The organism is Paraeggerthella sp. LCP19S3_G8, from assembly GCF_052119225.1.
Classification (GTDB): Bacteria; Actinomycetota; Coriobacteriia; order Coriobacteriales; family Eggerthellaceae; genus Paraeggerthella; species Paraeggerthella hominis.
On sequence record NZ_JBQKFQ010000006.1, the window covers coordinates 83,841 to 108,866 of the forward strand.

At 64.3% G+C, this 25,026-nt stretch carries 23 protein-coding genes and 1 other RNA gene; 5 read left to right on the plus strand and 19 right to left on the minus strand.

All coding sequences use genetic code 11. The annotated features are described in order from the left end of the window. Position 1 precedes the first annotated feature (1 nt). The gene (gene murI / locus ACTQZK_RS08330; protein ID WP_114567558.1) at positions 2 to 919 is read right to left on the minus strand and encodes a glutamate racemase; all 918 of its coding nucleotides are present in this window, start codon (positions 917 to 919) and stop codon (positions 2 to 4) included. A 116-nt stretch (positions 920 to 1,035) separates the two neighbouring features. Between murI and ACTQZK_RS08335 the strand changes: the two genes are divergently transcribed. Next, complete coding sequence (locus ACTQZK_RS08335) at positions 1,036 to 1,974, plus strand: AEC family transporter (protein WP_114567559.1); 939 nt, start codon at positions 1,036 to 1,038, stop codon at positions 1,972 to 1,974. Between the two features lie 9 nt (positions 1,975 to 1,983). Then, positions 1,984 to 2,469, plus strand: a complete 486-nt coding sequence (locus ACTQZK_RS08340) for an aminoacyl-tRNA deacylase (RefSeq protein ID WP_114567560.1) — start codon at positions 1,984 to 1,986, stop codon at positions 2,467 to 2,469. 1 nt (position 2,470) lies between these two features. Here the strand turns inward: ACTQZK_RS08340 and ACTQZK_RS08345 are convergent, their stop codons facing one another. The 9 genes from ACTQZK_RS08345 to ACTQZK_RS08385 all read right to left on the minus strand — a co-directional run bounded on the left by ACTQZK_RS08345 (position 2,471) and on the right by ACTQZK_RS08385 (position 9,856). Beyond that, positions 2,471 to 4,141 carry a L,D-transpeptidase family protein gene (locus tag ACTQZK_RS08345; protein ID WP_231088287.1) on the minus strand — a complete coding sequence of 557 codons (1,671 nt, stop codon included), beginning with the start codon at positions 4,139 to 4,141 and terminating at the stop codon, positions 2,471 to 2,473. A gap of 304 nt (positions 4,142 to 4,445) precedes the next feature. Beyond that, positions 4,446 to 4,814, minus strand: a transfer-messenger RNA (tmRNA) gene (ssrA, locus tag ACTQZK_RS08350). Between the two features lie 232 nt (positions 4,815 to 5,046). Further along, the gene (locus tag ACTQZK_RS08355; RefSeq protein WP_441899285.1) at positions 5,047 to 5,706 is read right to left on the minus strand and encodes a hypothetical protein; all 660 of its coding nucleotides are present in this window, start codon (positions 5,704 to 5,706) and stop codon (positions 5,047 to 5,049) included. A gap of 50 nt (positions 5,707 to 5,756) precedes the next feature. Beyond that, the gene (gene smpB / locus ACTQZK_RS08360) at positions 5,757 to 6,221 is read right to left on the minus strand and encodes an SsrA-binding protein SmpB (protein WP_114567562.1); all 465 of its coding nucleotides are present in this window, start codon (positions 6,219 to 6,221) and stop codon (positions 5,757 to 5,759) included. Positions 6,222 to 6,236: 15 nt separating this feature from the next. Further along, positions 6,237 to 7,388 carry a M42 family metallopeptidase gene (locus tag ACTQZK_RS08365; protein WP_225748937.1) on the minus strand — a complete coding sequence of 384 codons (1,152 nt, stop codon included), beginning with the start codon at positions 7,386 to 7,388 and terminating at the stop codon, positions 6,237 to 6,239. Positions 7,389 to 7,425: 37 nt separating this feature from the next. Beyond that, on the minus strand, positions 7,426 to 7,707 hold the full coding sequence (locus tag ACTQZK_RS08370; protein ID WP_114567564.1) for a hypothetical protein: 282 nt from the start codon (positions 7,705 to 7,707) through the stop codon (positions 7,426 to 7,428). Positions 7,708 to 7,827: 120 nt separating this feature from the next. Further along, positions 7,828 to 8,169: a GIY-YIG nuclease family protein gene (locus ACTQZK_RS08375; protein ID WP_216529653.1), complete on the minus strand. Its 342-nt coding sequence runs from the start codon at positions 8,167 to 8,169 to the stop codon at positions 7,828 to 7,830. A 7-nt stretch (positions 8,170 to 8,176) separates the two neighbouring features. Next, positions 8,177 to 8,632, minus strand: coding sequence for a YhcH/YjgK/YiaL family protein (locus ACTQZK_RS08380; RefSeq protein ID WP_114567566.1), 456 nt, complete (start codon positions 8,630 to 8,632; stop codon positions 8,177 to 8,179). Between the two features lie 171 nt (positions 8,633 to 8,803). Further along, positions 8,804 to 9,856, minus strand: a complete 1,053-nt coding sequence (locus ACTQZK_RS08385; protein WP_441899288.1) for a GNAT family N-acetyltransferase — start codon at positions 9,854 to 9,856, stop codon at positions 8,804 to 8,806. Between the two features lie 233 nt (positions 9,857 to 10,089). Between ACTQZK_RS08385 and ade the strand changes: the two genes are divergently transcribed. After that, entirely contained in the window at positions 10,090 to 11,898 is a 1,809-nt protein-coding gene (gene ade / locus ACTQZK_RS08390; protein WP_441899290.1) for an adenine deaminase, read from the plus strand. Between the two features lie 73 nt (positions 11,899 to 11,971). On the opposite strand, the gene ACTQZK_RS08395 is transcribed toward ade, so the two are convergent. Beyond that, a complete protein-coding gene (locus tag ACTQZK_RS08395; protein WP_114567569.1) occupies positions 11,972 to 12,751 on the minus strand; it encodes a plasmid pRiA4b ORF-3 family protein in 780 nt (259 codons plus the stop codon). Between the two features lie 101 nt (positions 12,752 to 12,852). Here ACTQZK_RS08395 and ACTQZK_RS08400 point away from each other — a divergent pair, with 101 nt between their 5' ends. Then, positions 12,853 to 13,476 carry an NUDIX hydrolase gene (locus ACTQZK_RS08400; RefSeq protein ID WP_441899292.1) on the plus strand — a complete coding sequence of 208 codons (624 nt, stop codon included), beginning with the start codon at positions 12,853 to 12,855 and terminating at the stop codon, positions 13,474 to 13,476. Between the two features lie 70 nt (positions 13,477 to 13,546). Beyond that, the gene (locus ACTQZK_RS08405) at positions 13,547 to 16,828 is read left to right on the plus strand and encodes a DEAD/DEAH box helicase (RefSeq protein ID WP_441899294.1); all 3,282 of its coding nucleotides are present in this window, start codon (positions 13,547 to 13,549) and stop codon (positions 16,826 to 16,828) included. 66 nt (positions 16,829 to 16,894) lie between these two features. On the opposite strand, the gene ACTQZK_RS08410 is transcribed toward ACTQZK_RS08405, so the two are convergent. The 8 genes from ACTQZK_RS08410 to ACTQZK_RS08445 form a co-directional block, all read right to left on the minus strand. Then, entirely contained in the window at positions 16,895 to 19,438 is a 2,544-nt protein-coding gene (locus ACTQZK_RS08410) for an acetyl-CoA carboxylase carboxyltransferase subunit alpha (protein WP_114567572.1), read from the minus strand. A gap of 42 nt (positions 19,439 to 19,480) precedes the next feature. Continuing rightward, positions 19,481 to 19,930: a 3-hydroxyacyl-ACP dehydratase FabZ gene (gene fabZ, locus ACTQZK_RS08415; RefSeq protein ID WP_225748929.1), complete on the minus strand. Its 450-nt coding sequence runs from the start codon at positions 19,928 to 19,930 to the stop codon at positions 19,481 to 19,483. A gap of 80 nt (positions 19,931 to 20,010) precedes the next feature. Continuing rightward, positions 20,011 to 21,318 carry a beta-ketoacyl-ACP synthase II gene (gene fabF / locus ACTQZK_RS08420; protein ID WP_216529661.1) on the minus strand — a complete coding sequence of 436 codons (1,308 nt, stop codon included), beginning with the start codon at positions 21,316 to 21,318 and terminating at the stop codon, positions 20,011 to 20,013. Next, positions 21,315 to 22,079 carry a 3-oxoacyl-[acyl-carrier-protein] reductase gene (gene fabG / locus ACTQZK_RS08425; protein ID WP_441899297.1) on the minus strand — a complete coding sequence of 255 codons (765 nt, stop codon included), beginning with the start codon at positions 22,077 to 22,079 and terminating at the stop codon, positions 21,315 to 21,317. Before fabG ends, fabF begins: the two co-directional genes overlap by 4 nt. Next, positions 22,076 to 23,089 (minus strand): ACP S-malonyltransferase, encoded by a 1,014-nt coding sequence (locus tag ACTQZK_RS08430; protein WP_441899299.1) that lies wholly within the window; start codon positions 23,087 to 23,089, stop codon positions 22,076 to 22,078. The genes fabG and ACTQZK_RS08430 overlap by 4 nt, the downstream gene beginning before the upstream one ends. A gap of 10 nt (positions 23,090 to 23,099) precedes the next feature. Next, a complete protein-coding gene (locus tag ACTQZK_RS08435) occupies positions 23,100 to 24,071 on the minus strand; it encodes a nitronate monooxygenase (RefSeq protein ID WP_441899301.1) in 972 nt (323 codons plus the stop codon). A 72-nt stretch (positions 24,072 to 24,143) separates the two neighbouring features. Then, complete coding sequence (locus ACTQZK_RS08440; protein WP_114567577.1) at positions 24,144 to 24,365, minus strand: acyl carrier protein; 222 nt, start codon at positions 24,363 to 24,365, stop codon at positions 24,144 to 24,146. A 117-nt stretch (positions 24,366 to 24,482) separates the two neighbouring features. After that, a complete protein-coding gene (locus tag ACTQZK_RS08445; RefSeq protein ID WP_231088289.1) occupies positions 24,483 to 24,998 on the minus strand; it encodes a MarR family winged helix-turn-helix transcriptional regulator in 516 nt (171 codons plus the stop codon). Positions 24,999 to 25,026: the final 28 nt, after the last annotated feature.

Below are 25,026 nucleotides of genomic sequence, written 5' to 3' on the forward strand. Positions count from 1 at the left end.
CCTACGAGCACGGGGGAAAGTCCACGCGCCCGGCGGCGTCGATAGGATTGCGAAACACCCGGCTGCCGAACGTGCGGAACTCTTCGGCATCCTCTCCGGTGGTGTAGAACTCGTAGCGCGGCACATGGTCGCACGAAGCAAGGGCTCCGCGTCGACCGAGTATCTGCATCACGTCGTTCGCGGCTTCCTTAGCCGACGAGATGAGCGTGACATCGCGCCCCACCACGCCGCCTATCAGCGCTTTCAGCAACGGAAAATGCGTGCAGCCAAGCACCAGCGTGTCGATGTCGCATCGACGGAGCGGCTCGAGATACTCCTTCGCGATTTCCTGGAACGCCGGACGGATGTAGACCTTCGACGCAAGCGAGGTGTAGTTTTCAATGGGTCCCTCGGCCATGCGAATGCCCTGCTCGGCAATCTCGACGAAACGGGGCGTAGCCGTCGAGAACACGGTGATCCCCGCGTCGATGTGGCGGATGGCGTCGGTGTACGCGTTCGAGTCCACCGTCGCCTTCGTTGCAATTACCCCGACCCGGCGACTCTTCGTAGCGTGAACCGCCGCACGAGCCCCAGGTTCCACCACGCCGATGACCGGCACGGGAAACGTCTTTTGAGCATGAGCCAAACCGGCAGCCGTCGCCGTGTTGCACGCGATGACGATGAGCTTGACGCCGCGCTCCACCAGCCAACCGCCGATCTGCTGCACGAATCCGTCAACCTCGGACAACGAGCGAGGCCCGTAGGGACAGCGAGCCGAATCTCCTAGGTACGTGATAGACTCGTGCGGAAGGGCCTTCGCGATCTCGCGCGCAACGGTAAGCCCGCCAAAGCCTGAATCGAACACGCCGATCGGCGCGTTGTCGTAAGGAATGCGCAATCCGTTCTCGCGCGACTCGGTAGATGTTCGAAGATCGTCCATGCATCCAAGTATACCGCAGGCTCGGTTCATGCACCGAATCGGCACCGGGCTGCCATAGTTTCTGCTAATCTTGCAGCTGCCCTAAAACCCGAACGAACCCCCGAAGAAAGAAGCCCATGAGCTTTCAAGCTATCGAATACCAGATGATCGTGCTGTTTTTAGCCATGGCGCTTGGATTCGTCGCGCGCAAGCTGCACGTCATGAGCGAGGAATCGGACAAGATGCTCTCGCGCCTGGTACTGACCATCACCCTCCCATGCACGATCCTGGCATCCGTCCTCACGCGCGACAGCCTGCCCGATCCCGCCACTATCGGAACCATCCTTTTGTTCTCGTGCCTCGCGTTCGCGCTGGTCCTTGCCATCGCCTTCGCCGTGCCGCTTCTGTTCGGGCTCAATCCCTCGAAACGCGGAACGTACAGCTTCATGCTGGCGTTCGGCAACACGGGCTTTCTGGGATACCCGGTGCTCGAAGCGGTTTTCGGCCGCGAGGCAGTTCTTTACGGAGCGATATTCAACATCCCTTTCAACATTTTGGTGTTTACCGCAGGCGTTATGATGCTCTCCCAATCCGAGCGAAGCCTGAAAGAACAGGTGCGCGAAGGCGCGCGCAACCTGATCAGCCCCAGTCTGATCGCATGCCTTGCAACCATGGCGCTCGCGCTTTTGAACGTGACGGACATCGGCGTGTTCGGCGAAGCCATCGACACCATGGGCTCGATGACCACGCCGGCGGCGCTGCTCATCATTGGATCGAGCCTGGCAACCGTGCCTGTAAAAACAATGGTCACGCACTTCAGAACCTACATCATGGCGGCGTTTCGCCTGCTGATCATTCCCGTATGCATCTGGCTTGCGTTCAGTCCCTTCGTTGCCGACCCGCTGCTGCTCGGCGTGCTGGTCGTGGTGAACGGAATGCCCGTGGCAACGAACGGCACCATCCTATGCCTGCGCTACGGAGGAGATCTGAACACCATCATACGCGGAACGTTCGTGACGACCGCGCTTTCGCTTGTAACCATCCCCGTTCTTGCCGCTTTGGTGGGCGGCGTGTAGGAGCGAACCATGTCCAAGCAACACGAAACGAAAACCAACGCCGTACGCGAACTGGAAGCAGCCCATGTCGACTTCGAAGTGCGCTTCTTCGACTGCCCCGAGGCCCTGTCGGGCGTCGAGGTGGCACAGCTTCTGGGACTCGACCAGGACCGCGTGTTCAAAACCCTGGTCACGCAGGGAAAATCGGGGGAACACTACGTGTTCATGATACCCGTGGCCTGCGAACTCGATCTCAAGAAGGCAGCGGCGGCCGTGAACGAGAAAGCCGTAGCCATGATCAAAGCGCGCGAGCTTTTACCGCTCACCGGCTACGTGCACGGAGGCTGCTCTCCCGTGGGCATGAAAAAGCAGTTCGTCACGACCATCGACGAAACAGCCGAGCTGTTCGAGCGCATCGCCTTTTCCGGAGGGCGTATCGGATGCCAGGTGGAAATGCCGCTCTCCGAACTGGCGCGCATGATGCCGCTTGGCATAGCGGATCTGACCGTGGTATAGCCTACCAGTGGCTAACCACCACGTCACCCGGCTGAATGATGCCGTACAAAGCCGCAGCAGACGAAGGCGGCAGGTTCACGCAACCGTGGCTTCCGCCGCCGTCCTGGTACCTTGTACCGCCGAAATACGGCTGCCAATCGGCATCGTGCATGCCGATCACGTTGCCGACGAACGGCATCCAGTACTGCACGGTGGACTCGTACTTCGAACCGTCCAGGTTCGTTCCCTTCAACACTGACGGAGAAGCCTTCGAGTTGAGCACGTACACGCCCGTGGGGGTATTGTGCGCGCCGTTAGGCGTGCCGCTCACGCACGGGGCCTCCCAGATCAGCGCGCCCGAAGCATCGTAGAAGCGAACGTACTGCTCGGACAGGTCGATGTCGCAGTACCGAGCGCCCCAGTCCTGGGCGCCGGCGCCATTGAACGCCGTGCCCGAAGAGAACGTGGGCACCTCCGCGCTCTGCACGCTTCCTGCAGCGACCGCCTCTTTCACCATGGCAAGAAGCGCATCGCGATCGACGTCCCATCCGTAAGACCCGCCCTGGACGGTAATCACCTTGCCGTCGGGCCGCGTGTACGTACGCGCCGTGCCCACGGTGTCGCACGCGGCAACCACCCCGTCGACCCACGCGGTAAGAGCCTCTTCGTTCAACGTAGCGTTCACGTCTTCGCCGAGCACGACCCACTGAGAAACAAGGTCGGGATTAACAGCGCCCACCTGGGTTCCGCCCATAGTGAGCGTGAGGTTCGCCTTGATCATGGTGTTGGCCGAATCGGCCGCAGCTTTCAGTCGCTGATCGGAGGAGAGGACGGTCGGCTTCTTCAGATGGTCGGCCGTCAGCTTGGCCGTGGGGTCGAGCGCTACCAACGCCTCGTCAGCCGCCCGCACAACCGCATCGGCATCAAGGGCGGTTCCGGAGACCTCTGCTTTCACGACGAATGCGCCTACGGATTCATCGTAGGCAACCGTGGCATCCGCTGGCGGCGTAGCGGTTTCGTTGAACGTTTCCACAGCCTTACGTACGGCCTGCTCAAGGCCGGATTCGTTGAAGCTTGCAACCAATTTGTCGGTAGCATCGTGCGCGCGCGCCAGCTCAAGGGGCCACGCCCACGGGTTGACATCCGCATGAGCTTGCTGGACGATCTTTTCGGAATCAAGCGACAGACCGGCATCGGCAGCCGTCAACTTCAACGTGAACCCTTGCCCGGTCACGGTAAGCTTGTAATCCTCGACGGAGGATGCCAGAGAACGCTCGGCATCCGCGGAGGACATGAGCGACACGTCCACGTTGCCAATGGCGGAGTTCGGCATGAATCGATCGAAGAAGTACACCGACCCGCCGATGTATGCAGCAGCCGCCAGCGCCACGATCACGCCCAGCACGATGGCGAGCACCTTCAACGGCCTGCGCCGCCGACGGGGAACGGCCATCGCATCCGCAGAGAGCGTATGGAGCGAGTCGGGGGACGCGTACACCTGCTCGGAAGCGTACATCAACGGATAGTCCTCCGCCTTCGAAGCGGAAGCGGGCGGCATGGCGGCCGTCGCATCGGGAGCCGAAGAATCGGAGGGAACAGGAGAAAATACCTGCTCAGAATCGGTATCGTTCGGACGCTGCGCGCCAGCGGCATGACGGCCGTGCGCAGCCTTGTTATATTTCTTGTCGCTCATAATCTCTCTCATGAGGTCGGGGCGTCGCATTATTGTAGCAAGCAAAAGCTGCTTTTTCTGTAACAAAACGGCAGCAGCTACAACTAACGAGCCGTTCGGCGGCAGCGCGGAAGTCCCGGGGTTGGGCGCGAATCAGGGGCGTTTCCACGCGCTGGGTTGCCACCGACGCGTCCGAACCCGGGCTTCCGCTTGCCTGCGCACGCTTGAAGCAACAGCCCAACGAGCCTGCTCGCCCCATGCGAACCTGAAACAAAAAAAAGCCGCCCGATCTGCGATTTCGCACGATCTGGCGGCTTGCTTGTCTTGGTGGAGGCGCGGAGAATCGAACTCCGGTCCATACTACATAATCCATGAGGCTCTACAAGCTTAGTCGTTGGTCGGATTTCGGACGGGCGCGGTCCATCGACAAACGTAGCCCAACCTAGCCGGTTCGATCTTTGCTTGAGCCATACCGGCTACGTGCTCAAGCGCATTCCCCTTAGTTGATGCCGGACCGAGAGTCGGGGAAATCCCAAGGCCGACAGCCAGGTGCGATTAAGCAGCCATGGCGAGCGCCGGAGCGCTCTGAGTGTTGTTCTTGCCAATTAAATTGACGGTACCCCTGTTTAACGTGGCGAGGAGACCACGACCTGCTCCTCATTTCAAACGTACCATGTCGAAACCAGTCGCCCCCTTGCATAAGGCAAGGCCGTTCGCCTGCTCGGCGAAACGTCCAGGGTCGATAAGCCCCACCTTGTCAAAGTTCACGCGACGACATCGCCTACCGGTGTATCGGAATGCCGGAGCGTCAGATGCATCGCGAACGTTCATTCTATCCGGTGATCCCGGTTTGTCAAGCGAAGGGCCTCCGAGCGCTTCCCCGAAGACCCTTCAGCTAGGCAACTAGGCAGTTCGGCAAGCAGCCGCTACTTCTTCAAAAGCGAGCTGAAATCAAGGGCGCTCTTGATGTCGTCGAACGCACCCTTCAACTCAGCCGCAACGGCGATGCCGTCCTTGTAGATGGCGTTGACGTCCTCGGTCGCCTGAGCAACGCCTTCCTTCGTGATGCCCAGGTCGAATTCGTTGTCCTCCTCGGCACCCTCTTCTTCGTCCTCGTCGTCTTCGACGTACAGGTACTCGGCCTCCTCGCCGTCCTCCATGAGCACGAAGCCGATGCGATTGCCCTCGTCGTCTTCGATATAGCGGACGATATCGTCCTCGTCCAGCTCGAGCTCCACCAATTCGTACCCGTCGTCTTCATCGGAAGGCTCGTCGATGAACTCCTCGTCATCGTCGCCTACGATATGAAAGCCCTCCTCGGACAGATCGACTCCGGTCTTCTGCTCGACGACTGCCGCCAGGCCGCCGTCGTCGCCATCGGGGCTGGTCTCCCCTTCGCCGTCGGGCCCTTCTTCGGCGAAGAAGTCCTCGTACGCCTCCTCGAGGTTCTCTTCGTCGTCGCGCGGATCGAACTCTTCGTCGTCTTGGAATTCCTCGACGTCTTCGATCTCGGTTTGCTGATCGATCAGCTCGGCCTCCGTTTCGGCGCCGGCTTCCATGCTCTCCAGCTGTTCGTCCAAGCCCATGATGGCCTCCTTTTCCACTTCGTCGACCTGCGCGAGGCGCGGCTCGGCATCTAACGGTTGCGCTCCTTCAGCGCTCGCTCCACCTCGCGGCGAGAATCGCGGGCAGCCATGCTGGCTCGCTTGTCGTAGAGCTTCTTGCCGCGCGCGACCGCCAGCTCCACCTTCACGAGCGAATTCTCCTTGAAGTACATCTTAAGGGGCACGATGGCCATGCCCTTTTCCTTCACCTGCTCTTGCAGCTGGCGAATCTCCTTCTTATGGAGCAGCAGCTTGCGCTTGCGGTCCGGATCCACGTTCGCGATGTTGCCGTGCGTGTAGGGAGGAATGTGCACGTTGTGCAGCCACACCTCCCCGTTGCGGACGAGCGCGAAGCAATCCGTCAGCTGGCAGTGGTTCTCGCGCAGCGAGCGCACTTCGGTGCCCGTCAGCTCGATGCCGGCCTCCAGCGTTTCGAGGATCTCGTACTCGTGGAACGCCTTGCGGTTCTTGGCTATGGTCTGCGCTTCGCGTTTCATGAGCGTGTTACTCTCCTACTCCGCAGCGGCTTCGCGAAGCGCGTCGGCCGCAACGTCGGAATCCGCCGGGTCCTGCGCGTCGCTCGCATAGCCGCCCATGCCCGGCACGAAGCTTGCGTCCTCGTCCAGATCCAGCGCGAAGCGAACCAGCAAGCGCACCGTGGCGTCCAGGTCGGACAGGCACACCACCTCGGTGGGCGTGTGCATGTAGCGCAGCGGCACGGACACGAGGCCCGTGGGGATGCCGCCGCGCGTCACCTGAATGGCGCGCGCATCGGTGCCGGTCACCGCAGGCTCGGCCTCGATCTGGTACGGAATGCCCTCGGCCTTCGCCGCAGCCACCAAACGCTCGAACACTTCGGGGTTGATGTTGGGGCCGCGCGCAATGACGGGGCCTTCGCCGCACACGATCTTGCCGTACTTGGTCTTTTCGATGCCGGGGTAATCGGTGGCATGAGTGACGTCGAAGGCGATGGCCACGTCCGGGTTCTCGCCGTATGCGGACGTGGTTGCCCCGCGCACGCCGATCTCCTCCTGCACCGTGGCGGCCGCGATGAAGTCGCCTTGCGCACGGCCCGCCTTGGCCAGCTTCTCGAGCACGCGCGTGACCACCCACACGCCCGCCTTGTCGTCGAACGCGCGCGACACGGCCATGTTGCTGCCGAAGCGCTCGAAGCCCACGCCGAACGTGATGACGTCGCCCACGCGCACGAGCTTCTTCACGCGCTTGGCCGGCATGCCCAGGTCGATGACCAGCTGATCGATCGGCGTCACGTTCTTGCGCTCGTCGGCCTTGATCAGGTGGATGGGCTTGCGCCCCACCACACCGCGCAGAGGCTCGATCGAGTTGGAGGCGTGCACGTCCACGCGCAAGCCGGGCAGGATGGCCGCGTCGACGCCGCCCACGGCAGACACCGACAGAAAGCCGTCGTCGGAAACGTAGGTAACCATAAGGCCGATCTCGTCCATGTGGGCAGCCAGCATGAGCGACGGACCCAGCCCGCGCCCGAACAGCCGCGCATGGACCGAGCCCATGACGTCGGTCTGAATCTCGTCCGCCGTGTCGGCAAGGCGCTCGCGGACAACCTTGGCCACCGCGATCTCGCTTCCGGTGGGCGACGGGGTTTCCAAAAGCCGCTTGAGGTATTTCACCTGGTTTTTCTTCATGATGCTCCTTATGAGACGATGCCGCTTTCGCGCGCGGCTACCACCATTCCTTCTTCTTCGCGCGTTTGCGCTCGGGCTTCGGCGCTCGGAAATCGAGTTCCAGCTGCTCGTCGCAGGCCACCGTGGTGGCTTTTTTGCGCTCGACCTTCACGATGCTCCACGACACGGCGTCTTTTCCGTACAGCTCGAGCATCTTCAGGCGCGCATCGCGCTGGTTGCCCTTGGTTCCCGCACGGGACTCGCTCTCGAATTCGAACAGGCCCTTCGCTCGAGCGTCGGAAGCGACGGGGGAAGAGTAATGGGCGATGTAGGTTTGCATATCCGTCCTTCTTGCAATGCTTGGTGCTTGTGAGCAATCTTACCACGAGCCGCACCTCTCGCGATGACGAGCGCTGGACTTCGAATAACCGTCACGCCCTTGACACCGGACGACCCGAAATCAGGAGCCGTCGGCCTCCCCTTCATGGAAGGCATCGGGCAGAGCAGCACGAAGCACCTGGTCGAACGGCTCTTGAAAAGCCCGTCGAACCAGGCGCTCCTTTTGGGGTCGAGACAGGTGCTTGAAGCGGTACTCCGCGCTCATGGCCTCGCGCTTCGTTGCGAACGCGGCCTGCGCGACAAGGCGAACCGGCAGACGGGAGCGCGTGTACTTCGCCCCCTTGCCCGCGTTGTGCGTACGCACGCGCTCGGCCACGTCGACCGTGTAGCCCGTGTACCACGTGCCGTCCGCGCATTCGATCACGTACAGATAGTGGGCGGCGTCCGTCGAATCGGACCGCACGGCGACGCTAGACCCGCACCTTCACGACGATCTTGCGCACATGCTTCGCCGCGCCGAACGAGCACCCGGGCTTATGCCCGTCTTCGGGGGCGAACACGGCAATCTGGCCCGCGCGCAGCACGATGCTGCTGCACCCCGGAGGCGTGCCGTACACGCCGAAGTCGGAATCTTCGTCGAACGAGCCGATCTCGATCATGCCTTCGAGCGGCGCGTACTGAATCAGCTCCTCGCCCGAAACCACGAACTGCACGTCGTAGTAGCGGCGGTGGGCTTCCATGCGCTTGTCCGGCGCGGGAACGGTCTCGTACTCCTGCACGTTCGCGAACACGTCGTCGCCGTCGATGTCGACGCGTCCGAGCGGCAACGCGGCCAAGTCGTCGCGCGAGAGGAACTCGTAGGCTTTCCGGAAGCGTTCGGCCAGGTAGTCGTTCTGCGCAGCATGCGCGAGCGGGGTAACGAGCATGGGTGTCCTTTCATAGCGGCTCGCGGCAACGCCGTGCTGTGGGCGCGCCGCTTCGTTCGGCATTGTTCGTGCAGCAGTATACACCTTGCCGCCGCCAACGGCGCCCGGCCCGCAAGCCCTGCGGCGCCGCATGCGCGAGCCCGTGAGCCGCGCGCAGCAGGCCGCCCGGCCTCACGCTCTTTCGGCGCGCCAATCCTCCCTGGCCAAACAGTACAGCAGCAGGTCCTGAAGCGTCCCGTCATGAGAAGGCTCCGCCGCATGCAGCACGCCTTCGCGCGAGAACCCGCACTTCTCGATGACCCGCCGGGAGCGATCGTTGAACGGGTAGCAGGTGCACGAGACGAGCAGCAGGCCCAGCTCGTCGAAGCCGTAACGGATCATCTCGCGTGCGGCTTCCGTCACGTAGCCGCGCCCCCACGCGCGCTTCGCCAACGCATAGCCCAGCATGAGGCAGTCGACGTTGCGCCGCTGCGGGTCGCGGATAAGGCCGATCGAGCCGATGCACGGCCCGCATGCACCGTCCTCGAAACGCTCGAATATGCCGAACACGTGCGGTGCCGAAGCGATCTCTTCCACGAAGAAGCGCGCATCCTCGCGCGTGCGATGCGGCGCCCACCCGGCGTCCGGCCCGATGGCGGGATCGCTGCAGTACGCGAACACGTCGTCGATGTCCGCCTCGGTAAGCGGGCGCAGCACAAGGCGCTCGGTTTGGAGCGCAGGGCACTGCGCGGACGACGACGCGAGCACGGCGGGCAACGCGCCCGGATCGCGAGCGACGCTGGCGGCGACGCACGCCCGTAGCTGGTTCTCGTCGAGCACGCGGACGCCCTCGGCGCGCAACGCTCGCGCAGCCACGCCGTACCCGGCAACGAGCGTGCCGGTGAACGTCCCGTCGTAGATAAGGCCGTTGCCGCAGGAGGGGCTTTTCGACTTCAGCACCGCAAGCTGGCAGCCTTGGGCGCGCACGCAATCGACCACGCTCTGCGCTCCGGCAAGAAACGCGTCGGTTCCGTCTGTGCCTTGACAGTCCACCACGCGCAGCGCGCGCTGTTCAGCCACGATCTCGAACGCCGGATGCGGCACGCTCAAACCGCCCGCAACCTCGGGGCACACGGGCGTCACCTCGTGGAAATCGCGCAAGGCCAGCACGTCCGCGCATGGCTTGGAGGCGCCGTCGAACCGGCACGGGGCGCCCAGCAAACACGCGCTCGCCGCTATCTTCATGAAGCACCGTCCGTTCCGTCGACTCTTTCACCGCCCCGTTTCCTTCTGCATTGTACCATCGGGCCGCGCGCGAACGGCACCAGCCGGGCGCATGGAACTCGGCAAGGCCCGGCACGCTTGCGCTTTCCGATTGAAGACCCGGGAAGCACCCTCGACGATCCGGCCGGCAAGGCAGATAATGACCGTACCAGTCCGTGCGCCGCATGGCGCCGTCCCGTCGAAGGAGCTCCGGTATGATCAACAACTTCTGCAAGAAACCGCTCTGGGAATGCTCGAAGACGCTCGCTGCCGTTGCGCAAGGGCAAAAGCCGGCCGACGTCGTGATTCGAGACGCCAAGCTGGTGAACGTTTGCACCGCGGAGATCCAGGAAGGCATCGACGTGGCCATCGCGCAAGGGCGCATCGCCTACTTGGGAAGCGCCGAACACTGCATCGGCGAAAGCACGCAGGTCATCGACGCGCAGGGACAGTACATCGCGCCCGGATTCCTAGACGGGCACATCCACGTGGAATCGTCGATGATGGGCGTGGGCGAATACGCGCGCGCCGTCGTTCCCCACGGCACCACGGGCATCTACATGGATCCGCACGAGATCTGCAACGTGCTGGGACTCGACGGCGTGAAGGTGATGGACGAGGACGCCCATCGCACGCCGCTCAAAACCATGATCACCACCCCGTCGTGCGTGCCCGCGGTCCCCGGCTTCGAGGACACCGGCTCGCTCGTCGGCCCCGAAGACGTTGCCGAGACCATGAGCTGGCCGAGCGTCGTCGGGCTGGGCGAGATGATGAACTTCCCCGGCATCCTGGGCGGCACCGATCACGCGCACGGCGAAGTGGGAGCCACGCTGGAAGCCGGCAAGATCGTGACCGGCCACTACTCCATGCCCGAAACCGACCGAGGGCTGAACGCCTACATCGCCTCGGGCGTGCGCTGCTGCCACGAATCGACGCGCGCCGAAGACGCACTGGCCAAGATGCGCTTCGGCATGTACGCGATGCTGCGCTACGGATCCGCCTGGAAAGACCTGCCGGTGCTGGCCGAAGCCGTGACCGGCAACGACATCGACACGCGCTACGCAGTGCTCGTAAGCGACGACACGCATCCTCACACCCTGGTGGCCGACGGGCACCTCGACCACATCGTGCGCACGGCGGTCGAACTGGGCATCGACCCCGTCACCGCCATCCAGATGGTCACCATCAACTGCGCCCAGTGCTTCCAGATGGATCACGATCTGGGCTCCATCGCGCCGGGCAAGTGCGCCGACATCGTGTTCCTGGACAACCTGGAAGACCTGCGCGTCACGCGCGTCCTGATCGACGGCGACGTTGTCGCCGAAGACGGCAGGCCGACGTTCGACCTGGAGCCGTTCGTGTTCCCCGCATGGGTAACGCACTCCATGCACCTGGGGCTCGACATCACGCCCGAGACGTTCGCCGTGCCGGTGCCCGAAGGAGCGTCGAACACGGCTGCGCGCATCCGCACCATCGAAGTCATACCGGGAAAGGTGGGAACGTTCGAAACGCACGTGGACCTGCCGGTGATCGAAGGGCTTCTGGAGTCCGACACCGGGCTCGACGTGCTCAAGACGTTCGTATTCGAGCGGCACCACGAAACCGGCACGTTCGGCTACGGCTTCGTGAAGGGCTTCGGCATCAAGCGCGGAGCCATGGCGTCCACGGTGGCGCATGACGCGCACAACCTGCTGGTAGTCGGCACGAACGACGACGACATGGCGCTGGCCGCGAACACGCTGGCTTCCTGCGGAGGCGGCATGGTGGTTGTAGCCGACGGCGAGATCCTGGGCTTGGTGGAACTGCCCATCGCCGGCCTCATGGACGCGCTTCCCGCCGAAGAGTTGAGCGCGAAGGTTCATGCGCTGGAAGGCGCCTGGGAAAAGATCGGCTGCACGATGCCCTCGCCGTTCATGACCATGGCGCTCATCCCCCTGGCCTGTCTGCCCGAGCTGCGCCTGACGAACCGAGGGCTGGTCGACTGCACCACGTTCCAGTTCGCAAGCCTGCTGGCCGCGCAGTAAACCCGCTCGCAAGAAAGCCCGGCACGCCGAAGCGGCCGGGCTTTCTCTTTTTATTGGGAAGCAAAAGGCTCGGCTAGAGAACCGCGCCGTCTTCCTTGAGGTTCATGCTCATCGATACGCTCATCATCATGAGCATCTTCTCGACCAGGAGGCTCTTGCACATCTCCTTGAGCTCTTCGGGGTCGTCGGGAATGAGGTCGGCCTCCATTTCATCGACCATGTCGAAGGCGAACGACTCGTTCAGGCCGAAGACGTCGAAGAACTCGGGGTCGAAATCCGCGCCGCTCTCGTAACCGGCCCAATCGAGCATTTCCCCGTGCGCAGGATCGGAGGGATCCGCCAAGATGCGGCACAAGTCCTCGTACCCGCCCACGCCGCCGCAGTCTTCCGGCGGGGCGAGGCGCGCGCCGTCCACGCATATCGGGAAGAAGGGAACCAGGATATCGGATTCGGGAACCTCGTCCTCGACCTCCAGCTCTATCTCCCAGTTGTCCCCCAAGTCGTAGGTGTACAGAAGCTTGTCTCCCGGACGCAGCACTTCGGCCACGCCCTTCTTCTCCGCATTGTAATGCGCGCCGCTTCCTGCGGGCTTCGTCGCCATGTCGTCGTAGAGCTGCGGAGCGTCGTAGGAGACGCCGTCCTTCTCGAACAGGTACAGATGATAGCCGGCCCAGTCGAACGACTTCGCAATCGATTCATGAAGCAGGCCCATGTCCACTCCGGAGGGAACCAGGATCCTGCGCCAAATAGGAGGCTCCGATTCGAGGATTGTGGCTTTGATCTGGTAAAGAGTGGGCTCCTGCGCCGATGGGGAGCCGTTGTCGCCCGGAAACTCGATGATTTTGGCCGTCATGGAAGGCCTCCTTCTTGATTGTCGTTCAGCAAGGTGAAGTGTAACAGAAAGCACCGTGGAATCGTCTGGCGCCCGCGTCCGGCTCGCCGTACAATGTCCTCGTGACGCTCATCGACGACATACGCGCGTACCGGCCCTTCAACCAGCAGGAGGCCGCGGACCGAACGACCATCCTTCAGCGACTGGAGGCCGATCCGCATGCGTTCGACCGTACGTCGCCCGCGCACGTGACGTGCTCGATCTGGACGGTCGACCCCTGCGCGGCCAAAACCCTCATGGTCTACCATCGCATCTACGATTCCTGGTCGTGGATCGGCGGGCACGCCGACGGCGAGCGCGAGCTGGCGCGCGTCGCGCTGCGCGAACTGGAAGAGGAGACGGGCATCGCGCGGGCGCGCTTGGTGCCCTGCGGGCCGGGCGGCATCTTCTCGCTGGAAGTTCTTACCGTGAACGGGCACGAGAAGCGCGGCGCGTACGTCGGCTCGCACCTGCACCTCAACGTCACCTACCTGGCCGTCGCATCTCCCCGCGACCCGCTGCGCAGCAAGCCCGACGAGAACGCGGACGTGCGCTGGTTCGACCTTGCCGAAGCATGCGAAGCCTCCACCGAACCGTGGATCCGCGACCGCATCTACCGCAAGCTCGTCGACAAGCTATCCCTCGTCGATCCCAATGCGCTGCGCAGCGCGCATCTATCGGCTTCGCATGGAGAAGGCCCCGAATGAGCGCATTCCGCGAGCAAACAAACGTTCCTGCGATATACAATGGACGTTTGATCGCGAAAGGAGCGCGTCCATGATCTCAGAGCACGAACTCGGCAGCCAATGCGCATCCCGCACGCTTGCGCGGGCGCGCTCGATTGCGGAATCGGATCGCAACATCCTGACGAAGCAGGTGCGCTACGACGGCAACGAGACCACCTTGAGCGCGTTCGTGGCAAGCAGCAGCGGATGGGACGACCGCTACCGCACCTCCGTGGCGATCAACGAAAAGGACGACGCCATCCTTGACTACGCTTGCACCTGCCCTGCCTACCGCGAGTACGACGGCATGTGCAAGCACTGCGCGGCGCTGCTGCTGGCCTACAACGAGGCGCCCCAGAAATTCATGGGGTACCACGCCAAGAAAACCGCGGCCACGTCGAACTGCATCGCGGAGTTCATGAAGCGTACCGAACAGCTGACCAGCGACAACGACCTGCAAGGCACCATCGACATCGAAACGACCGTGGCCTACGGCTACCGCGACTGGTCGGCTCACTTCAAGATAGCGGGCCCGCAGGGATCCTACGTCATGAAGAGCATCTCGGAGTTCGTGGATCGCATGCGCACAGGCGAGCGGTTCTCGTACGGCAAGAAGCTCGCCTTCACGCACGCCCCTGCCCTGCTCACCGAGCACGCACGCGACATCGCGCAGTTTCTGGACCGCGCGGTCTCGCTGCGAGAACGCGCGAACGGAGCGGCATTCTGGCGCTACCGCGGGCGCGACGAGGTGGGACGCGACCTTCAGCTTTCGGACATCGAGGTGATCGAGCTGCTCGACCTTCTGCACGACCGGCCGTTCGTCGTACAGGGAACGGACTACGGAACGCGCTCGATCACCCATGCCCGCATCATCGAGGCCGATCCGAGCATAGACATCAACCTGCGCGCCGCCGACCAGGGAGGCTACCTCATCTTGCGCGGCGACGACATCGTGCTTGCCGCGCAGGGAAGCCGCATGTACGTTTGGCAAGACGACGTCTTCTACCGCTGCTCGCCCGAATTCGCGCAATGCGCCGACTTCTTGCGCAACGTCTACGACAGCGACGAGAGCAAGCTGTTCATCGCCGAGGCGGACATGCCGCTGTTCTGCGCCGCCGCGCTGCCCGCCATCGAGCGGCATCTGCACGTGCGCGCGCCGCGCGAAGTGGAGGCGTACCGGCCCGTGCCCTGCCAGCTGGAGTTCTTCTTCGACAAAGACGATCGGGGCGTGACCTGCGACGCCTGGGCCGCCTACGGCGAGAAGCGCTACCTGATCTGCGGATTCACCAACGATGAAACCGTCGAGGAAACAGCGGGGCCCCTGCGCAACGAGCGCATGGAGGCGAAGGCGATCGACCTGATCAAGCGCTACTTCAACCCGTTCGACGCCTCCATCGACATCGATGACGACGAAGCCGTGGCAGCCCTCGTGTTCGGCGGCCTTGCCGAGTTCCGCGAGCTGGGCACCGTGTTCACCACGCCCGCGTTCGACCGGCTCACCCGCGACGGCAAGCCGCAGGTAACGCTGGGCGTGTCGCTGACGGGCAACCTGATCGACCTGACCGTGTCCTCCGAGGACCTGCCCGCGCGCGAGCTGAGCGCGCTGCTGGCAAGCTACCGCAAGCGCAAGCGCTTCCACCGCCTTCGCAGCGGCGCGTTTCTGGACCTGCGGGACTTCGATCTGTCCCAGCTTGACCGGCTTGCGGCCGACTTGGGCCTGACCGCGAAGCAGCTGACGTCCGGCCACGCCCAGCTGCCCGCCTACCGCGCGTTCTACCTGGACGAAGAGGACAACCTCGAGCGGGATCGGTCGTTCACCCGCTACGTGGAGAGTTTTCGCCACGTGGACGAGCGGTCGTACCATGTGCCGGACAGCCTTGCCGACACGCTCAGGCCCTACCAAGCGGAGGGCTTTCGCTGGCTTTCGGCGCGCTGCGACGCCGGGTTCGGAGGCATCTTGGCCGACGAGATGGGCTTGGGCAAATCCGTTCAGCTGATCTCGCTTCTGCTGGCCCGACGCGACCAGGCCTGCGAAACCGGTCCGAGCCTGATCGTCTGCCCCGCCTCGCTCGTGTACAACTGGCTTGCCGAAATCGAGCGCTTCGCGCCCGAGCTTCGCGCGCAGGCCGTGACGGGATCGAAGCGCGAACGAGCGCGCATCCGCAATGCCGCGCTCGACGGGCAGGGCGCGCGAAGCGATGGGCACGCGCCCGTCGATCAGCCGATCGACGTTCTGGTCACCTCGTACGATCTGCTGCGCATCGACGTGGCGGATTACGTGGGGCGTTCGTTTTTCTGCTGCGCGCTCGACGAGGCGCAGTACATCAAGAACCCTGCCACCCTCACGACGCGCGCCGTCAAGCGCATCGACGCCGCGCACCGCTTCGCCCTGACCGGCACTCCCATGGAGAATCGCCTGAGCGAGCTTTGGAGCATCTTCGACTTCCTGATGCCCGGCTTGCTCGGCCCGTACGCTCGCTTCCGCGAGCGGTTCGAAGCGCCCGTCGTAGGCGGAGACGAAGCCGTGGCCCGACGACTGCAAGCCGTGGTGGGACCCTTCATGCTGCGCCGTTTGAAGACCGACGTCCTTGCCGATTTGCCCGACAAGCTCGAGTCCATCGTCTACGCGCACCTGGAAGGCGAGCAGCAGCGCCTGTACGCCGCGCACGAGCAGCGCCTGCGCGAAGATTTGACCGAGCAGCGCAACAACAGGAAGAACAACGATTTCGGGAAGCGGAAGGTGGAGGTACTTGCCGAGCTTACGAAGCTGAGGCAGCTCTGCTGCGATCCGCACCTGCTCTACGAGAACTACGGCGGCCAGGCGGCGAAGCTCGACGCCATCATGGAACTGGTCGACTCCGCTATGGACGCCGGCGAGAAGACGCTCGTGTTCTCGCAGTTCACCAGCTTTTTGGAGCGCATTGCACGGCGCCTGAGCGCAGCGGGCGTTGCCTACTACACCATCACGGGAGCCACGCCCAAGCAGAAGCGCCTGGCCCTGGTCAATTCGTTCAACGAGGACGAGACGCCGGTGTTCTTGGTGTCGCTCAAGGCCGGAGGGACGGGTCTTAACCTGACCGGCGCATCGGTCGTGGTGCATGCGGATCCCTGGTGGAACGCAGCCGCGCAAGACCAGGCCACCGACCGCGCCCATCGCATCGGCCAAACGCGCGTGGTGAGCGTGCAGCGCGTGATCGCCAAAGACACCATCGAAGAGCGCATCGTGCGTTTGCAGCAAGCGAAAAGCGAGCTGGCAAGCCAAGTCGTTGGAGCGAGCGGCGTTTCGCTTGCGAACCTGACCCGCGACGACCTTATCGACCTGCTGCAAGGATAAAACGAAGGCGGGGCCGGTAGGACAGCGATCGCCACCCCACCGGCCCCGCCGGCCGTCTTGCTCGCCCTAGAACTTCATGAAGCGTTCGTAGCGCTGCTTCAGCAGATCGTCCAGAGGGCGCTCGCCAAGCTCCTCGAGCGTTTTGACCACGTAGGCCCGAACGCCTTGAGCGGCCGCTTCGGGGTTTTCATGGGCGGGGCCGGCGCCTTCGGGAAGAACGGCGTCGACGATGCCCATCTGGCAGGCCTCGTGCGCGCTCATCTTCATGACGGCCGCCGCTTCGGGGGCGCGCGTGCGGTCCTTCCAAAGGATGGAAGCGAACCCTTCCGGCGAGAGAACCGAGTACACGGCGTGCTCCTGCATGGCCACGCGATCCGCAACGGCCAGGGCCAGAGCGCCGCCCGAACCGCCTTCGCCCAGAAGCACGCTCACCACGGGCACGCGCATGCCCGCCAGCGCTATGAGGTTGTCCGCAATCGCGTTGCCCTGCCCGCGCTCCTCCGCCTCGGTGCCGCAGAACGCGCCCTGCGTGTCCACCAGGCACACGATCGGACGCCCGAACTTCTCGGCCTGGCGCATGATGCGCAGCGACTTTCGATAGCCTTCCGGCTGCGGGCAGCCGAAATTGCGCTTGATGCGCTCCTTCAGGTCGCGGCCCTTTTCCTGCGCGACCACGGTGACGGCGTGCCCGTCGATCCAGCCCAGCCCGCACACGATGGCGGCATCGTCGCCGAACGCGCGATCTCCGTGCAGCTCGATGAAGCCGTCGACAAACGACTCGATGTACGACAGCGCCGTGGGACGATGCACGTTACGCGCCAGCTGCACGCTTTCCCATGCGCGGTTCGAGCGCGTCGAGAGCGCAACCTCGCCCCGAGCCGACGACGACGGCGCGCCGTCTTCGAGGGGCAGCCGACCGTCCGCGTCGAACCCGCCTCGCTTGAGCGCACGCTCCAGACGTCTGCGCGATGCCGCATCGCTGCGCGCGAAACCGCCCATCAGGCCCGCGACGCGATCCCTCAACCGTGCCGGCGCCCAAGTCGCCTCGGTCAACGACGCGCCCTCCGGAGTGAGGTTCCCGTACGTCACGGTATTGTACGTATGCGTGCCGTTCGCCAGGTTGTCGCGCACGGCTTCGTAGCTGACGAATATCTCCCGGTCCCCCGGTTCGTGCCCGCTCTTCCCCGCGCCCGCAGGAGAGGTTGCCAGATGAATGGCCAGCACGTGCGCGAGCGCGCTACGCAGGTTCTCGCGCTCGACGATCGCGTCGATCAGCCCGTGCTCGAGCGCGAACTCGGCGGTCTGGAAGCCTTCGGGAAGCTCCTGCTTGATGGTGTCCTTGATCACGCGTTGGCCGGCGAACCCGATGAGCGCCCGCGGCTCCGCCAAGATGACGTCGCCCTGCATGGCGAACGACGCGGTCACGCCGCCCGTCGTGGGATCGGCGAGCACCGAGATGTACGGAAGCTTGGCCTCGGCATGACGGTCGAGCGCGAACGAGACCTTCGCCATCTGCATGAGCGACACCAGGCCCTCCTGCATGCGCGCGCCGCCCGACGCGGTGAACACCACCACGGGCAGGCGCTCGTCGGTTGCGCGCTCCACGAGCCGCGCCACCTTCTCGCCCACGACCGAACCCATGGACCCCATGAAGAACTGCGACTCCATGATGCCGATGGCAACGCGCAAGCCGGCGATGCGGCCCTCGCCCGTGCGCACGGCCTCGTCCAAGCCGGTTTTATCGCGCTGCGCGGCCAGCTTCTCCTCGTAGCCGGGAAATCCCAGCGGATCGGTTTCAGGCACCGATCGGCTCCATTCGACGAAGCTGCCCGCGTCGAGCAGGTCGTCGATGCGCTCGGCCGACGACATGCGCAGGTACGTGCCGCACGACGGGCAGACGTAATGCCCTGCGGCCACGCTGGCTGCATCGAACTTGAGGCCGCACGCATGGCAGGCCCGCCAGGCTTCCGTGCCGTTTGCCGTCTTTTCCGTGGAGCAGAGCACCCAGCCGAGCAGAGGGGACTCGACGCTGAGCGGCTTGAACACGCGCACGCCGCGCGCTGCAGCGCGCGCCAGGAAGCTGTCGACTTCCGAAAGCGCAACGGCTTCGTCGCAGAGCAAGATGCAGGACGCCTGGCACTCCGAAGCGGCCTGCAGCACGGCGTGGGCGTTGCTGAACAGGGCGTCCGTATACTTTTCGCCCAGGCAAACGCTCAGCGCAGCCGCCTTCACGTGCGGGTCGTAGCGACGATCCTGCGTATACGCCGCGCACGCCGCGAACCCGGCCTCGACCACCGCGGGAAACAAGCGGCGCGCCGTCTTCGCGCGGGCCATGACAAGAGCCACGGGAGCAGGTCGATCAGCTGCGACGTCAACCCCCGAAGCGCATCGGCCCGCGCCGACGGCCTCGGAGAAAACGGACGCGTCCACCGCGTCGAGCGCGTTCGGAGCATCCGGGAAAGCTCCCGCCGCCTCGGCCGCCATGCGCGTCAGGCGATACACGACGTCGGCGGAACCCTCCGCCGCTCGGACCGCCGGCATAGCACCGCTCTGCGACAGCATCGCCCCGTCGGTTGCGATGGTGATGTAGTTCTGCTTACGCTGTTTCATCGAACGACCTTCCGCTTGCCGGACACGCGACGCTGTCGCACGCTACGCCTCGGCCTTTGCCAGCACATACTTCTGCGTCGCCGTCGCGCACACCTGGCCGTCGACGCTCGCCTCGACCTCCGCCACGCACAAGCGAGACGAGGATTTCACGATGCGGCCCTTCAAGACGAGCGTGTCGCCCGGCTCCACCTGACGGCGAAACTTCGCGTTGTCGATGCCCGTCAAAAACCCGATCGACCCCTCGGCCCCGCGCTCTACGAGCACGCAGAACGAGGCGGCCTGGGCAAGCGCCTCCATGATGATGACGCCCGGCAGCACCGGGTGCCCCGGGAAATGGCCCGCGAACAGCGCCAATCCGGGATCGACGTCAAGCTCGGCCGTCACTTCGACGCCCGGCTTGCAGGAGGTCACTCGGCTTACCCAGCAAAACGGGTCGCGGTGCGGCAGCACCGCCTCGACGACGTCCTTGCCGCAGGGATACTCGATATCCATAGGTTCTCCTTTCAACGGCGCGCGCTTTGCGCGCCATGCGCCCGCGCGGGACGCCAAGGCGTCTCGCGCTCCGACGGCCGTCAGGCCAGCGAGGTCCGGTACGGCGAAATGGCCAGCGAGGCGTTGTGGCCGCCGAAGCCCAGCGAGTTCGAAAGCGCCACCTTCTGAGGGTAGTTCGTCTTCGCCTCCACCACCACGTTCACCGGACACGCAGGATCGGCTTCAGCGAACCCGGCCGTGGGGGGAACGCAGTCGTTAGCCACGGACAGGGCGCACACGATAGCCTCGATCGCACCCGCGGCCCCCAGCGTATGGCCCGTCGTGCCCTTCACGGAAGTGACCGGCACCGTACGAGCGAGCTCTTCGCCGCACACGGCGGCAAGCGCCTTGGACTCGGTCGCGTCGTTTGCGGGCGTACCCGTCCCGTGCGCATTCAAATGCCCCAGGTCGGCAGGCGTGAAGCCCCCTTCCGAAAGCGCCTGCAGCATCGCGCGCGCCACGCCGTCGCCGCTCGGCTCGGGAGCGGTCATGTGGTAGGCATCGCCCGTCGAGCCGAAGCCGACGACCTCGGCCAGCACGGTTGCCCCGCGCCCGAGCGCATGCTCGAGCGACTCCAGAACCACCGCGCCCGCACCCTCGCCCGCCACGAAGCCTGCTCGGCGCGCGTCGAAGGGCAGCGACGCCTCGCAAGGATCGGACGACTTCGAAAGCGCGCCCAGGTTCGCGAACCCAGCCAAGCAGATGGGAGACACGGACTCTTCCGAGCCTCCGGCAAGCGCCGCGTCGATGTAGCCGTGCCTGATGTCGCGCACGGCCGTGCCGATGCAATGGGCCCCCGTTGCGCAAGCGGTCACCACGTTCAGGCACTCGCCCTGCAAACCGTAGCGAATGGACAGGTTGCCAGCGGCGATGTTGCCGATCATCGTGGGGATGAACAGCGGGCTCACGCGCTTGGGGCCCTTCTCGGCCAACGTGGAGAACCCGCTTTGCAGCTCGTCGATGCCGCCGATGCCCGTTCCGAACACGCATGCGATGCGCGTGGCGTCCTCCGCTTCCATATCGAGCCCCGCCTGAGCCATGGCCTCGTCGGATGCGACGATGGCGTACTGCACGAACCGCTCGAAACGGCGCGCCTCCTTCTTGGAAAGGCCGTGCTCGGTCGCGTCGAAATCGCGCACCTCGGCAGCGATGCTCACGTCATGGTCGGTCGCGTCGAAACGCGCGATCGGACCTATGCAGCAAGTGCGGCCCATGACCGCGTTCCAAAGCGCCTCTACGCCGACACCGGCAGGAGACACCGCGCCCATGCCGGTGATGACCACGCGATGCGTGCCGTCGGGACGGCGCGTGGCGATATCCTGGGCACCCGAATTCGCGTTCTTGCTCATAGCGACATACCTCCATCGATGCAGATAACTTGCCCGGTCACGTAACCGGCCTCCTCGCTCGCCAAAAATCGAACGAGCGCGGCAACGTCCTTCGGCTCGCCGAAGCGTCCCGATGCGATGCGTCCCAAAACCGCGTCGCGCTGCTTGTCCGACAGCTCGTCGGTCATGTCCGTGGATATGAAGCCCGGAGCGACCGCGTTCGCCGTGACGTTGCGGGCGGCCAGCTCGCGCGCGAGCGATTTCGTCAGGCCGATAACCCCCGCCTTGGAAGCCGCATAGTTCGCCTGACCCGCGTTTCCGGCCACGCCCACCACGCTCGACAGGTTCACGATGCGACCGTAGCGCTGTTTCATCATGCGCTGGGCCGCCGCTTTGCAACAGTTGAACGTACCCTTGAGGTTCACATCGATAACCGCATCGAAGTCCTCCTCCTTCATGCGCACCAGCAATCCGTCGCGCGTGATGCCCGCATTGTTCACCAGCACGTCCACGCGCCCGAACGCTTCATAGGCGGCCTCGATCAATCCCTGCGCCTGATCGGCATCGGCAACGTTCGCCGCCACCGCAACGGCGCGCACGCCGTACTCGTCGGCCAAACCATCGGCCAGCCCCTGAGCTGCGGCAAGCCCGCGTTCGCTCGAGCAGTTCACGCATACGTCGAAGCCGGCGCACGCCAGTTCTTCGGCCACCGCACGGCCGATTCCGCGGCTCGATCCGGTAACGACCGCGCTTCGGCGCAGGGTTTCGGGTTGGTTGGTCACAGTGTCTCCTCTTCGGAATCGGAGGCGCAGCACGTTGCCGCGCACGCTTCAAGGCTCGTTCGATCCTGTACGCAGCAACGCGTGAAGCTCCGATCGATGCGCTTCACCAGGTTCGCCAGCACGCCGCCGTAACCCGCCTCGACGAACGTGTCCGCACCGGCGGCTGCAAGCGCCTCGATGCTTTGCTGGAAGCGAACGGGACCGGTCAAGTGCTCGACCAGGCGCGTCCGCGCACGCGCCGCGTCCAGGGGTGCGGCGGACAGGTTGCAGATGAGCGGCACGCGAGGCTCGGCAAACTCCACGCCGTCCAGGTACCGCGCGAGCTCGACTGCGGCTTCGGCCATCAAAGGGCTGTGGAACCCCCCGGACGTAGCCAACCGCGAGAAGCGCCCCCCTTGGTCGGCCCAGGCGGCCTCGATGCGCTCGATCGCCTCCGGCGTTCCGGAAACAACGATCTGGCCAGGGCAGTTGTAGTTTGCCGGAACCAGAACGCCGCCCTGCGCGCATTCCGCGCACAGCGCGCGCACACTCTCCTCGTCGGCCTTGAGCAAAGCGCTCATGGCGCCCGGTTGCGCGGCAGCCGCCTCAGCCATGAGGCGGGACCGCTCGCGCACGAACGCGAAGGTTGCCTCGTCCGACAGCATGCCTGACACGGCGAGCGCGCTCACCTGGCCCAGCGAGAAGCCCAGCACGGCGATCGGCTCCGCGCCGCGGGCTTCGAGCGCACGCGCCGCGCCGATCGACAGCGCGCACAGCGCCGGCTGGGCGTAGCGCGTGTCGTTGAGCTGATCGGCGCTTGCATTCGAAACCAGATCGGCTACGTTGTAGCCCAGCACGTCGGACGCGCAGGAGAACACCTCGGCCACTTCGGGAAGATCGAGCAGGCTCTCCCCCATGCCGGGCTTTTGCGAACCCTGGCCCGAGAGCATGAACACGGGACGCCCGGGAAGCATGCACGGAACCGAAGGCGCGCCGGTACGCGGTCCTTCCGCGAATTGCGTGTCAGCCACAGCGCACCCCTTACCGAACGCGTGCGCGCCGAGCGTTCAACTGCGCCAGCGCCTCAAGATCGAGTCCACCGAGAGCCTGCGCCTCGGCGATCATCGAAGCAACCACGTCCGCTGCCGTCCTGCGCTCGCTCACGAGCGCAGCCGACTGCCCCGCCATCATGGTCCCGTTGTCCACGTCGCCCTCGACGGCGCGCCTGAGCGAACCCACGTACATCGCCTCCAGCTCGTCGCCGTGCGCAGCAGCGTCGCCTTCCAACTTGCGCACGGTGCGCGCGAACTTGTTCTTCAAGCAGCGAACGGGATGCCCGCTGCCGCGGCCCGTGACTATGGTGTCGGAATCTTTCGCGGCGATGACCTTGTCCTTGTAGGCATCGGCGATGCAGCACTCGTCCACGGTCAAGAAGCGCGTGCCCACCTGCACCCCTTCGGCCCCAAGGGCGAACGCGGCAACAAGCCCGCGTCCGTCGGCTATGCCTCCCGCCGCGATCACGGGGATCGAAACGGCATCGCATACCGCCGGGACGAGAGCCATCGTGGCAAGCTCGCCGATATGGCCGCCCGCTTCCGTGCCCTCGGCCACCACGGCGTCGGCTCCCAGGCGCTCCATGCGCACGGCGAGCGCGCTCGAGGCGATCACGGGAACCACCTTGATGCCGGCGCCCTTCCACAGATCCATGTAGTTCGCCGGGCTGCCCGCGCCTGTGGTGATAACGTCCACTTCAAGCTCCGTCAAAAGCTTGGCGACCTTTGCAGCGTTCGGATCCATGAGCATGACGTTCGCGCCGATAGGCTTGTTGGTTTTCGAGCGGGCGATGCCCACCTGCTCCTCGATCCACGACAGCGGCGCGCCGCCGCATGCGATGATGCCCAAGCCCCCCGCTTCGCTGACCGCTGCGGCCAGATTCGCGTCGGCGATGCGAGCCATCGCTCCTTGGATGATGGGCACCTCGATGCCCAACGTGTCCGCTACCCGCGTTCTCATGCTCCGATCCTCTTTCTCGAACTAGCTCGTCATGCCAAAAGCGGGCCCCGAAGGCCCGCGTCTTCAGCCCCTCTACTTCAAGGAATCGATATGAGCGACCAGCTGGCCCACCGTTTCGATGCCCTCCGGCTCGCCGAACTCGACGTCGCACTTCTCCTCGAGATCGCAAATAAGCTCGACCATGTCAAGCGAATCGATGCCCAGCGAATCGAGCGTGGCGTCTTCGACGATGCCGTTGGCATCCAGGTCGAGGTTTTCCACAAGTACGTCTTTCACGATGTCGATCGTAGCCATGTTGATCCTTCCGCTTCCAAATTAGTTTGATAATCAAAGTATTTAGGCATAGACGATGATAGGGAGACTTCGCCTCGATTGCAAGTGCCTTGTCGGCCCCTCCACGATTTCTGCGCGCTACTCCTGCGCGTCGAAGAATGCCTTGACTTTCGCGAGGGCAACGGCGAACACGCGCTCTTCTTCCTCGCTCAGATCGGCTAGCGCCTCGTCGATCATCTGATGATGGAACAGGTTGTGGGCGCGCAGCACCTGACGGCCCTTTTTCGTAAGCGAGACCAGCACTTTGCGCCGGTCGTCCTCCGCGCGCTCGCGCTCGACGAAACCCTTCTTGACCAGCTTGTTAACGGCCGTGGTCAGCGTTGCCAGCGTCACGCCCAGGCGCGCGGCAACCACGTTCATCGGGCTACGCTCGTGAAGGCCCACGGCCACGATGGTGTGCACTTCGGTAATGGTGAGCCCCTGCGTCAGACGGTTGTCCAAAGATCGCTCTTCGATGCGCAGGATGGAGTTGAACGTGCCCGACAGCAGGTCGTCGATCTCTTGCCGACGTGCGCGCACGGCATCGTCGGCCCCTGCCCGAGGCCTGCTCGAAAAAGATCGATCAAGGTCGCTCGATCCATGTGCCGTTTCCATAGCCGTCCCCTTCCCGCGCCGTCGATGC

Excerpts from the sequence above, each read along its gene's own strand:
- ACTQZK_RS08345 (WP_231088287.1), bottom strand. The coding sequence starts at position 4,141 with ATGAGCGACAAGAAATATAACAAGGCTGCGCACGGCCGTCATGCCGCT.
- ACTQZK_RS08405 (WP_441899294.1), top strand. The coding sequence starts at position 13,547 with ATGATCTCAGAGCACGAACTCGGCAGCCAATGCGCATCCCGCACGCTT.
- ACTQZK_RS08340 (WP_114567560.1), top strand. The coding sequence starts at position 1,984 with ATGTCCAAGCAACACGAAACGAAAACCAACGCCGTACGCGAACTGGAA.
- ACTQZK_RS08435 (WP_441899301.1), bottom strand. The coding sequence starts at position 24,071 with ATGAGAACGCGGGTAGCGGACACGTTGGGCATCGAGGTGCCCATCATC.
- ACTQZK_RS08380 (WP_114567566.1), bottom strand. The coding sequence starts at position 8,632 with ATGCTCGTTACCCCGCTCGCGCATGCTGCGCAGAACGACTACCTGGCC.
- ACTQZK_RS08335 (WP_114567559.1), top strand. The coding sequence starts at position 1,036 with ATGAGCTTTCAAGCTATCGAATACCAGATGATCGTGCTGTTTTTAGCC.
- fabF (WP_216529661.1), bottom strand. The coding sequence starts at position 21,318 with ATGAGCAAGAACGCGAATTCGGGTGCCCAGGATATCGCCACGCGCCGT.
- ACTQZK_RS08385 (WP_441899288.1), bottom strand. The coding sequence starts at position 9,856 with ATGAAGATAGCGGCGAGCGCGTGTTTGCTGGGCGCCCCGTGCCGGTTC.
- ACTQZK_RS08365 (WP_225748937.1), bottom strand. The coding sequence starts at position 7,388 with ATGAAGAAAAACCAGGTGAAATACCTCAAGCGGCTTTTGGAAACCCCG.
- ACTQZK_RS08445 (WP_231088289.1), bottom strand. The coding sequence starts at position 24,998 with ATGGAAACGGCACATGGATCGAGCGACCTTGATCGATCTTTTTCGAGC.
- ACTQZK_RS08410 (WP_114567572.1), bottom strand. The coding sequence starts at position 19,438 with ATGAAACAGCGTAAGCAGAACTACATCACCATCGCAACCGACGGGGCG.
- ACTQZK_RS08440 (WP_114567577.1), bottom strand. The coding sequence starts at position 24,365 with ATGGCTACGATCGACATCGTGAAAGACGTACTTGTGGAAAACCTCGAC.
- ACTQZK_RS08395 (WP_114567569.1), bottom strand. The coding sequence starts at position 12,751 with ATGACGGCCAAAATCATCGAGTTTCCGGGCGACAACGGCTCCCCATCG.
- ACTQZK_RS08355 (WP_441899285.1), bottom strand. The coding sequence starts at position 5,706 with ATGGGCTTGGACGAACAGCTGGAGAGCATGGAAGCCGGCGCCGAAACG.
- fabZ (WP_225748929.1), bottom strand. The coding sequence starts at position 19,930 with ATGGATATCGAGTATCCCTGCGGCAAGGACGTCGTCGAGGCGGTGCTG.
- smpB (WP_114567562.1), bottom strand. The coding sequence starts at position 6,221 with ATGAAACGCGAAGCGCAGACCATAGCCAAGAACCGCAAGGCGTTCCAC.
- ade (WP_441899290.1), top strand. The coding sequence starts at position 10,090 with ATGATCAACAACTTCTGCAAGAAACCGCTCTGGGAATGCTCGAAGACG.
- murI (WP_114567558.1), bottom strand. The coding sequence starts at position 919 with ATGGACGATCTTCGAACATCTACCGAGTCGCGCGAGAACGGATTGCGC.
- ACTQZK_RS08370 (WP_114567564.1), bottom strand. The coding sequence starts at position 7,707 with ATGCAAACCTACATCGCCCATTACTCTTCCCCCGTCGCTTCCGACGCT.